Below are 8,802 nucleotides of genomic sequence, written 5' to 3'. Positions count from 1 at the left end.
TGTTGCACCTTTATGCCACAGTTCTGAACGGGAGCGGCTGTAAAAGACGGTTTCTCCTTTTTCGAGTGTGAGGCGGATTGATTCTTCGTTCATGTAGGCGACTGTCAGCACTTCACGCGATTGAACGTCTTGTACTACGGCAGGAATAAGGCCATTTTCATCAAATTTTAGTTCTTCGATATTCATCTTACTGCTACCCCTTTCTCCGCTAACGCCGCTTTAACTTCTGCGATGGATGTTTCTTTATAGTGAAAAATACTAGCTGCTAGCCCTGCGTCGGCGAGCCCCTCTTGGAAAGCATCATAAAAATGCTGTGCGTTTCCTGCACCGCCTGATGCGATGACTGGGATCGGGACTGCTTCTGAAACGGCACGTGTCAGCTTTAAGTTAAATCCTGATTTTTCACCGTCTTTATCCATGCTAGTCAAAAGGATCTCACCAGCACCGCGCTGGACAGCTTCTCTTGCCCATTCTGTTACTTCCCACTCGGTAGGTTTTCGGCCGCCATGAGTATAGACGCGCCATGATCCAAGCTCTTCATCAAACTTGGCGTCGATCGCAACCACGATACATTGTGCACCAAAAAATTGTGACCCTTCGGTGATCAGTTCAGGCCGGAGAAGAGCAGCAGTGTTGACAGACACTTTATCTGCTCCGGCACGAAGGACGCGCTTCATGTCGTCGAGGGTGTTGATGCCCCCGCCTACTGTAAATGGAATGGCAAGCTCTGCTGCAACACGTTCAACGACCTCTGTCATTGTCTCCCTGCCTTCGTGGCTGGCTGATATGTCGAGAAAAACAAGCTCGTCTGCACCTTGTTCATCGTAAAAACGTGCCAGTTCCACGGGGTCGCCGGCATCGATCAGATTTAAGAATTGAATCCCTTTCACCACACGCCCTTCTTTTACATCCAGGCATGGAATGATGCGTTTTGTGAGCATACTACTTCACGCTCCTTAACGCCTCGGGCAGGGTAAACTTGCCTGTGTAAAGCGCTTTTCCGATTATAGCACCAGCAATGCTGCGCTCGTCTTCTTTTAGTTGAATGAGATCATGTATTGAACTTACACCGCCAGATGCGATGACTTCTTTTCCCGTAAGGGCGGCAAGCTCCGCGATCGCTTCAGTGTTTGGACCTTGCAGCATGCCATCCTTAGAAATATCGGTAAAAATGAACGTTTCCGCTCCCTTTTCAGCAAGCTCAAGCGCCAGGTCTCCTGCCTTTAGCTCTGATGTTTCAATCCAGCCGTGAGTGGCCACAAACCCATCACGTGCATCAAGACCGATCGCGATGCGAGATCCGTATTCCTTTAGTGCATCCTCGACAAAATTACGGTTAGATACAGCAGCGCTGCCGATGATTACCCGGTCAACTCCCTGATCCAGATAGCTTGCCACATCTTCCATAGAGCGAATTCCGCCGCCGATTTGAACCTTTACATCAAGTTCCTTCGCGACACGCAGGACGTGCTCGTGGTTCACTTTCACACCAGCCTTAGCACCGTCAAGGTCGACCATGTGAATCCATTCTGCTCCATTTTCAGCAAAGGTTTTCGCCATATCGAAAGGAGAATCGCCGTAAACTGTTTCCTGGCTGTAGTCTCCTTGCAGCAGACGGACGCATTTGCCGCCTCGCATATCGATTGCAGGATATAAAGTAAATTTACGCATACGATCTCTCCTTTACATAAGTACAAAAGTTTTTCAGCATCCCCATACCGAGCTCTGAGCTTTTTTCTGGGTGAAACTGCGTGCCCATCACGTTTCCTCTTCCAACAACAGCTGGGACACGAACGTCTCCATAAATAGCAGAAGCGGCTGTCACCTCTTGATCTGCAGAAGAAACCACATACGAATGGACGAAATAAACGTATCCTTCTTCTAACCCTTGCAGCAGCGGTTGTTCTGGCTTCTGAAAGCTAAGCATGTTCCAGCCCATATGTGGGACCTTGTACAATTCACCCGTTTCCGTTTTTCCGGAAAAACGGACCACATTCCCTGGAAGAAGACCGAGGCCTTTTGATCTGCCGTTCTCTTCACTTTCCTCAAACAGCAGCTGCATGCCGAGACAAATGCCCATCAACGGCTTGCCAGCGGCAGCTTCTTTTTTTATGAAATCGGACAAGCCGCTTCTTTCCAGCTGTTCCATCGCGTCACGGAAAGACCCGACTCCCGGCAGCAGCAGTCCGTCGCATTGTTCGAGTTCTGACGTGTCGCCTGTAAGGATAAATTCTTCGCCGATTCGTGACAGAGCCGATTTTACTGAATGAAGGTTGCCCATTCCATAATCGATGATCCCGATCATATTACAGCGATCCTTTCGTTGACGGCACACCTTTAACACGCGGGTCAAGCTGTGTCGCTTCATCTAAAGCTTTAGTGAATGCTTTGAATATAGCTTCAATAATATGATGTGTGTTGCTGCCATAATGCAGGATCACATGCAGGTTCATCCTTGCCTCAAGTGCTAGTTTCCAGAAAAATTCATGCACGAGCTCAGTATCAAACGTCCCGACCTTCTGACTCGGCATCTCGGCACGAAACTCTAGATGCGGGCGGTTGCTCAGGTCGATCACCACTTGCGCAAGTGTCTCATCCATCGGCACGAACGCGCTGCCGTATCGTTTGATTCCCTTCTTGTCTCCGAGTGCCCCTTGGATTGCCTGGCCGAGGCAGATTCCGACATCTTCTGTTGTATGGTGATCATCAATTTCCGTATCACCCGCGGCATTTACCGTCAGATCAAACAGCCCGTGTCTTGCCACTGCATCTAGCATATGGTTTAGAAAAGGGACAGGTGTCTGAATGCTTGCTTCCCCTGTCCCATCAATGTTAAGCGACAAGCTGATCTGTGTTTCCTTCGTGTTCCGTTCGATCGAATAGTTGCGTTCTGTCATGGTTTCCCCTCCAGCCTTACATCAATGGCACGTGCGTGAGCTTCCAGTCCTTCTAGTCTCGCAAAAGCCGAAATTTTTCTTCCGTTTTCCAGCATAGCTTGTTTGCTGTACCGGATCACACTCGATTTCTTCATAAAATCATCCACATTCAGCGGGCTCGAAAATCTCGCTGTGCCGCTGGTCGGAAGTACGTGGTTGCTCCCGGCAAAATAATCACCGACTGGTTCCGAGCTGTATTCCCCTAAGAAAATTGCGCCAGCATGGCGGATTTTTCCTAGAAGCGACATTGGATCTTCTGTCATAATTTCAAGATGCTCAGGTGCGATTCTGTTGATTGCTTCAATGCCTTCTTCCATTGTATCTACTATATAAACCGCTCCGTATGAGGCAATTGCCTCCATCGCGATCTCTTTGCGCGGCAGGCTATCTAGCTGCGACTTTACTTCGTCAATTACATCACAGCCCAGCTTTTCCGAAGTCGTAACAAGAATGGCTGCAGATCTCGGGTCATGTTCTGCCTGCGATAATAAGTCGGCAGCAATGTAGCGTGCATTCGCCGTTTCATCAGCCAGTACCGCGATCTCACTCGGACCCGCGATCATGTCGATGTCGACAAGTCCGAACACTTCTCTTTTAGCGAGTGCCACATAAATGTTTCCGGGACCTGTTATTTTATCAACTTTTGGAATGGTTTCTGTTCCATAAGCAAGTGCCCCGACTGCCTGGGCTCCCCCGACCTTGAACATATGCTTAACACCTGCTTCATTAGCCGCGACGAGAACAGCAGCCGGAAGCTTCTCATCTTTTCCAGGAGGTGAGACGAGCACGATTCTTTCAACGCCTGCTACCTGTGCAGGTATTGCACCCATCAGGACGGATGAAGGATATGCCGCTGTGCCGCCTGGTACGTAAATGCCGACTGAATCAAGCGGAGTGACCTGCTGTCCTAGCATCGTTCCGTCATCTCTCGTAAAAAACCATGAATGGCGTTTTTGCTTTTCGTGATATTCTCGAATGTTTGCTGCCGCTTCCCTGATAACTGCGATCATCTCTTCGCCAAGTTCATCATAAGCATCCTCTATTTCCTGCGCTTTAACTTCCAAACTTCCTAAACAGACACCATCAAAGGTTTCTGTCAGTTCAAACAGCGCTGCATCTCCTTGTTCACGGACTTTTTTTAATATGGCAAGAACCGATTCTCGCTGAAAGGCAGTGTTTTCTTCGAGATTACGTTCTAGACGCCCTAATTCGCTAATATGTTCAAACTTCATCTTGCCGCCTCCTTGCTATCTGTCACCTTACGCAGCCGCTCAACAAGCGTGTGGATCGTATCGCTGTAAAGCCTGTAGCTTGCTGGGTTAACAATTAATCGAGACGTAATATCCATAATTTTTTCATATTCGACTAAGCCGTTTTCTTTTAACGTTCGGCCTGAAGACACGATATCAACGATCCTGTCAGCAAGGCCGATAAGAGGCGCCAGCTCGATAGAACCGTTCAGCTTGATCACTTCTACCTGCTCACCTTGCTCGCGGAAATATTTAGATGCCGCTTCTGGGTATTTCGTGGCGACTTTAGGTGCTACCTTGTCCTTGATACCTCCAGGCAGACCGGCAACGGCCAAATAGCATGTGCTGATTTTCAAGTCCAGCACTTCGTAAACATCCCGTTCTTCCTCAATCATCACATCTTTTCCGGCGATGCCGACGTCAGCCACACCTTGTTCAACATACACAGGAACGTCCATCGGTTTTGCCAGAATAAAACGCATGCCTGCCTCAGGTGCCTCAACGATCAATTTTCTGTTGTCTTCGAATTCTGGAGGAAGCGGATAACCCGCCTCACGAAGCATATCGGCAGCTTCTTCAAATATGCGCCCTTTTGGCATCGCGACGGTCAATACTGCTGTCATTTCGTTTCCTCTCCTTGCGTCTTTCCTATTAAATAAATCACATCTGTAAAACGATTAGTAAACGTGTCCACATTTTCAACGCCCGTAATATCCTGTGTAACTGCAGGTGTGCCGCTGCTTCGTTTTTCTGCAGCGATCCGGAGTGCTTCTTCTCTTCTTTCTCCGCTGTAAAGTATGCATGTGCGGCTGCTAGTATCAGGCATTTGACCGATGGCTTCCATCACATAGTCAAGCCTTACCGCGAATCCGATCGCTGGTGCTGAACGCTCGAAGCGGCTGAGCAGATCATCATACCTCCCGCCTCCTGCAATCGGCGACCCGATGCCAGCTGCATACCCTTCAAACACGATCCCAGTGTAGTAGCTCATATGGCTTAAGAGTGTAAAGTCAAAGTTGACTGTTTCCTCTGCTCCATAATCACCAAGGATTTTCTTAAGCTGCATGAGATCAGAGACAGCTTTCTTTGCCTTCTCTGTTCCTGCGAGTTCCATCGCCTTTAACAGCGCATCTTCCCCGCCTCTGCATTCAAGAAGCTTTAGCAGCCTGGCTGAATCAATGGATGACAGCGGCATATTTTTGACAAAATTCGCATAGCCCACATAGTTTTTTTCAAAAAGGAAGCGCCGCAGCTCTTCGGCACGTTCTGCGTTTCCTAGAATCTCAATAAAAAGCTCCTGGACAAAACCGATGTGCCCGATCGTGATTGTAAACCTTTGGATACCTGTTTCTTTGAGCACATCGCTCATCAGTGCAAGAACCTCTGCTTCTGCACTAAGCGTTCCGTCTCCGATCAGTTCAACACCAACCTGTTCAAATTCAGCTGGACGGCCGCCTTCCCGCTGCTGCGCCCTAAAAACTGGCGCACTGTATGAAAGCCTTAAGGGATATGCCACCTGCTTCATACTCGATGAAACAACGCGGGCGATTGGTGCCGTCATGTCTGGCCGGAGAACTAGCGTGCTGCCCTCCATATCAAGCAGTTTGAATAGCTGCTGATCGCTAATAGCGGAAGCTTCACCGACTGTATCAAAATATTCGAGTGTTGGTGTCTGGACCATCTGGTAGCCCCAAACACTGATTTTATTTAACAGCTGCTGTTTGATCTGTTCGCTTGCCTGAAAAAAAAGCGGCAGCTTGTCACGCATTCCTGCTGGTTTTTCGAATACAAATGGTTTTGGCATGATTTATCACCTTTATTTTATGAATGAAATTCCCAAAATACTTTAGTTCGCTAATGTACTACCACGATAAAATATAGTTACGAGTCTACACGTCTTGCATATATTCGTCAACCTTAAAGTACGTGTTGATTTCATAAAAAACAGGGAATAGTATGACAAGATATTCAGAAAGGTGGAATTATTTTGTTTAATAAAATTTTCTTTCTGGCCATTTTAGTAGGGCTTCCTTTGTCAGTCATTGGTAGTATGCTGCATTGGCCCGCAGTCATTCTGTTCGTTATTTACTGTGCAACGATCGTAGCACTAGCGGGTTATATGGGCCGAGCGACCGAGAGTCTCGCTATCGTTGCTGGTCCGCGGATCGGCGGTCTCCTTAACGCGACATTCGGAAACGCTGTCGAGCTTATCATCTCTATTTTCGCCCTGAAAGCTGGATTGATCAGCGTTGTTCTTGCATCTTTGACCGGTTCTGTTCTTGGAAACCTTCTGCTAGTCGGAGGTCTGTCGTTCTTTGTTGGAGGTCTAAAATACAAGCGCCAGAAATTTAATGTACATGATGCCCGTCATAACGCAGGGCTTTTAATCTTTGGGGTAGTTGTTGCTTTTATATTCCCTGAAGTTTTCTCGTTTAAGCTTGAGGATAATGAATCTCTTACGCTCAGCATCTGGGTATCAGTTATCATGATCACACTTTACCTGGCAGCTCTATTCTTCAAACTCGTCACACACCGCGGGGTATATCAGTCAGAGCATGAAGAAGAGCACGGACATGAAACAGCAGAATGGACAAAAGGCCGTGCGATGCTCGTTCTTGCACTAGCCACAGTTGCCGTTGCTTACGTATCTGAAAAACTCGTACACACATTTGAAGAAGTCGGTCATACGCTTGGATGGAGTGAAGTGTTTATCGGGGTCATCATCGTTGCCATCGTCGGTAACGCCGCAGAACACGCATCCGCAATAATCATGGCTTATAAAAACAAGATGAACGTAGCGGTAGAGATTGCAGTAGGCTCAACTCTGCAGATCGCCATGTTCGTTGCACCTGTCCTTGTACTTATATCCCTGTTCTTCCCGCAGCCGATGTCTCTTGTCTTCTCCCTGCCAGAGCTCGTTTCCATGGTACTTGCCGTTTTCCTCACCATCTCGCTCACAAGCGACGGCGATACCAATTGGTTTGAGGGACTCACCCTTCTCGCTGCCTACCTCATCATGGGTGTAGGGTTTTATCTGCTATAATTTAAATGGTCAAAAAGCCTGGCTGAGCGTCGGGCTTTTTTTGTGAGTTTTTTGGAATCTTTTTTCCTTTTGGGGGTTTTTGGGGTTTTTGGGGTCCGGTACTGTGAACGAGGTTAACGATAAAAATATTTATGGCATTTCATGTAGGTACCGGACCCCAGTTACTTTAGCACCAGACTTAAAATACGTATATTTGTTCCGTTTTTTTGATAAAGTGATAAGAGGAGATAAAGGAAGGGGAATGAAAATGGAGACGTTTGTGATGATTGCGGGGTTTCCTATAAAATCGGACTGGCTGTTCATTTTAGCAGGCGGAATCGCCGCTTACATTTTATTGTTATTGAAATACCGCACAGATAATAAACGTAAAGAACTGCTGGATATCGTCGCGAACGCTGTTATTACTGGATTTGCTGTATGGAAGTTTTCTTATGTTCTTTTTCACCCAGCTGCCGCATTAAAAAGCCCGATCAATATTTTGTACTTTAACGGTGCAGAAACAGGTATTGTACTAGGAGTCATAGCAGCTGTGGTCTATGCGCTTAGAGCCGCTAAGAAAAATGAGCTGAATTTCGAGTCGCTGTTTTTTGGAGCCGGTTACGGGGCATCCGGTTTCTTTGCTGTCTACTTTGCGCTTCGCTATTTTCTTGCTGGACATAAATTGGAGGAAGGTTTCCTCTCTTTCTTGATGTTTACAGCAGTCATTTTGCTAAGTATCCAGAAAGCTAACAACATCAGGAATGTCTCTTTTACACTCATCGGTATCGGCCTAGCTTTCAGCGTATTTAACGCTACTCCGTTCGCCAATAAAAAGGAGCAGAGAGAAGCAGCTGTAGCAACATCAGCAGCAACAGGCATTAAGCAGGGTAACAAGGCACCAGATTTCGAACTCGATACATTGAGCAACGGCAAAATGAAGCTATCTGATCAAAAAGGGAAAGTGGTCTTCATCAACATTTGGGCATCCTGGTGTCCCCCATGCCGTGCAGAGATGCCAGAAATGGAGTCGTTTTATCAAAAGTATGGCGGCAAAAGAGCTGAGATTTTGGCGGTGAATCTTACAGACAGTGATTCCCGTAAGGCTGCTAAGGAATTCGCTGATAAAAATAAGCTTACGTTCCCCATTCTTCTCGACAGCAGCGGACAAGTTGGATCCACCTATCAAGCAGTCACCATTCCGACAACCTACATCATCGATCAAGATGGAGTCATTGTGAACAAGCATATCGGACCGATGGATTTCGGAACAATGGAGAAGTATATGGAAAACGCAGAGAAATAAAAAAATGCAGATCAGAGATTAAAAGAAGGGCAAAAAGTCTTTAACTCACAAGTTTGGTGCGTTGATTTCCACTCCGTGGTGCTGAGCTTTCCGCGGGGCGTGCGGTGAGCCCCTTTGCCGCTACGCGCCCAAAAGGGGCTCACCTTCCAGCTCGTCTCGCGGGACAGGAAAGGCTTCGGCAGCAAGACATTGCACGAAGAAAATGTGAATTCCTTTTTCGAGGAGTCTCGCACCCTTTCGCTCCAATCACGACCTATTTTTCATTACAAAGAAAATTTAAGCAAGTAAAAA

The 8,802-nt window shown here is 47.3% G+C and carries 10 protein-coding genes; 2 read left to right on the top strand and 8 right to left on the bottom strand.

The window, feature by feature from the left end; genetic code table 11:
* The 8 genes from CGZ90_RS14800 to CGZ90_RS14765 all read right to left on the bottom strand — a co-directional run.
* Positions 1–186: phosphoribosyl-AMP cyclohydrolase (locus CGZ90_RS14800; RefSeq protein WP_276206771.1), on the bottom strand; the 186-nt coding region annotated here is incomplete at its 3' end.
* Positions 183–941: an imidazole glycerol phosphate synthase subunit HisF gene (hisF, locus tag CGZ90_RS14795; RefSeq protein WP_094253307.1), complete on the bottom strand. Its 759-nt coding sequence runs from the start codon at positions 939–941 to the stop codon at positions 183–185. The genes CGZ90_RS14800 and hisF, both read right to left, overlap by 4 nt.
* A 1-nt stretch (position 942) precedes the next feature.
* Complete coding sequence (gene hisA / locus CGZ90_RS14790; RefSeq protein ID WP_094253306.1) at positions 943–1,671, bottom strand: 1-(5-phosphoribosyl)-5-[(5-phosphoribosylamino)methylideneamino]imidazole-4-carboxamide isomerase; 729 nt, start codon at positions 1,669–1,671, stop codon at positions 943–945.
* Positions 1,664–2,305, bottom strand: coding sequence for an imidazole glycerol phosphate synthase subunit HisH (gene hisH, locus CGZ90_RS14785; RefSeq protein WP_094253305.1), 642 nt, complete (start codon positions 2,303–2,305; stop codon positions 1,664–1,666). The genes hisA and hisH overlap by 8 nt, the downstream gene beginning before the upstream one ends.
* Position 2,306: 1 nt before the next feature.
* Complete coding sequence (gene hisB / locus CGZ90_RS14780; protein ID WP_094253304.1) at positions 2,307–2,897, bottom strand: imidazoleglycerol-phosphate dehydratase HisB; 591 nt, start codon at positions 2,895–2,897, stop codon at positions 2,307–2,309.
* Entirely contained in the window at positions 2,894–4,168 is a 1,275-nt protein-coding gene (hisD, locus tag CGZ90_RS14775) for a histidinol dehydrogenase (protein WP_094253303.1), read from the bottom strand. Before hisD ends, hisB begins: the two co-directional genes overlap by 4 nt.
* On the bottom strand, positions 4,165–4,809 hold the full coding sequence (gene hisG / locus CGZ90_RS14770) for an ATP phosphoribosyltransferase (protein ID WP_094253302.1): 645 nt from the start codon (positions 4,807–4,809) through the stop codon (positions 4,165–4,167). Before hisG ends, hisD begins: the two co-directional genes overlap by 4 nt.
* Positions 4,806–5,990 carry an ATP phosphoribosyltransferase regulatory subunit gene (locus CGZ90_RS14765; protein WP_205727411.1) on the bottom strand — a complete coding sequence of 395 codons (1,185 nt, stop codon included), beginning with the start codon at positions 5,988–5,990 and terminating at the stop codon, positions 4,806–4,808. The genes hisG and CGZ90_RS14765 overlap by 4 nt, the downstream gene beginning before the upstream one ends.
* 183 nt (positions 5,991–6,173) lie before the next feature.
* Between CGZ90_RS14765 and cax the strand changes: the two genes are divergently transcribed.
* Both cax and CGZ90_RS14755 read left to right on the top strand, forming a co-directional pair.
* Complete coding sequence (gene cax / locus CGZ90_RS14760; protein WP_094253300.1) at positions 6,174–7,229, top strand: calcium/proton exchanger; 1,056 nt, start codon at positions 6,174–6,176, stop codon at positions 7,227–7,229.
* A 247-nt stretch (positions 7,230–7,476) separates the two neighbouring features.
* Positions 7,477–8,511 (top strand): TlpA disulfide reductase family protein, encoded by a 1,035-nt coding sequence (locus tag CGZ90_RS14755; RefSeq protein ID WP_165766871.1) that lies wholly within the window; start codon positions 7,477–7,479, stop codon positions 8,509–8,511.
* The last annotated feature ends 291 nt before the right edge of the window (positions 8,512–8,802 follow it).

The organism is Fictibacillus aquaticus, from assembly GCF_002245695.1.
Lineage (GTDB): Bacteria > Bacillota > Bacilli > Bacillales > Fictibacillaceae > Fictibacillus > Fictibacillus aquaticus.
The sequence above is the reverse complement of the archived record's forward strand: the minus strand, read 5'-3'. Positions and strand labels throughout refer to the sequence as shown.

Coding starts and splice junctions, on each gene's coding strand:
- hisF (WP_094253307.1), bottom strand. CDS start 941: ATGCTCACAAAACGCATCATTCCATGCCTGGATGTAAAAGAAGGGCGT.
- hisA (WP_094253306.1), bottom strand. CDS start 1,671: ATGCGTAAATTTACTTTATATCCTGCAATCGATATGCGAGGCGGCAAA.
- hisH (WP_094253305.1), bottom strand. CDS start 2,305: ATGATCGGGATCATCGATTATGGAATGGGCAACCTTCATTCAGTAAAA.
- hisB (WP_094253304.1), bottom strand. CDS start 2,897: ATGACAGAACGCAACTATTCGATCGAACGGAACACGAAGGAAACACAG.
- hisD (WP_094253303.1), bottom strand. CDS start 4,168: ATGAAGTTTGAACATATTAGCGAATTAGGGCGTCTAGAACGTAATCTC.
- hisG (WP_094253302.1), bottom strand. CDS start 4,809: ATGACAGCAGTATTGACCGTCGCGATGCCAAAAGGGCGCATATTTGAA.
- CGZ90_RS14765 (WP_205727411.1), bottom strand. CDS start 5,990: ATGCCAAAACCATTTGTATTCGAAAAACCAGCAGGAATGCGTGACAAG.
- CGZ90_RS14755 (WP_165766871.1), top strand. CDS start 7,477: ATGGAGACGTTTGTGATGATTGCGGGGTTTCCTATAAAATCGGACTGG.